This is a genomic window from Paraburkholderia sp. BCC1886 (assembly GCF_900996245.1).
Taxonomy (GTDB): domain Bacteria; phylum Pseudomonadota; class Gammaproteobacteria; order Burkholderiales; family Burkholderiaceae; genus Paraburkholderia.
The window spans coordinates 1-431 of sequence record NZ_CAAJGK010000008.1 but is presented as its reverse complement, the minus strand read 5'-3'; the positions used below and the strand labels follow the sequence as shown (position 1 = coordinate 431).

Sequence of the window (431 nt, the reverse complement as noted above, 5' to 3'; positions counted from 1 at the left end):
ATCGACGGTCGCGCCGCCGGTGAAGGTGTTGACGCCCGTCAGCGTTGCGGTGCCGCTGCCGTTCTTGGTGATGCCGGCCGTGCCGGTGATCGCGCCGCCGAAGCTCTGGTTGCTGCCGTCGCCGAAGGTGAGGCCGTTGCCGCCCAGCGCCACCGTCGAGCCGGCCGCGCCGCTCAGGCCGCCGATGGTCTGCGCCGCGCCCGAGTTGCTGATGTCGAAGCTGGTGCCCGAGTTGGCGAGGTTGATGCCGGTGCCGGCCGCCAGCGAGCCGCCCGCGCCGATCGCCAGCGTGCCGGCGTTGACGGTCGCGCCGCCCGTGAATGTGTTGGCGCCGGTCAAGGTGGCGGTGCCCGTGCCCTCCTTGGTGATGCCGCCCGTGCCGGCGATCGTGCCGCCGAAGGTTTCGTTGCCGGCATCGCCGAAGGACAGGC

The 431-nt window shown here is 72.6% G+C and carries 1 protein-coding gene; it reads right to left on the bottom strand.

Going from position 1 to position 431, the window contains the following annotated elements:
• Positions 1–431 (bottom strand): autotransporter-associated beta strand repeat-containing protein (locus tag FQ746_RS00045; protein ID WP_186310580.1); only part of this gene is annotated, 431 nt, incomplete at both ends.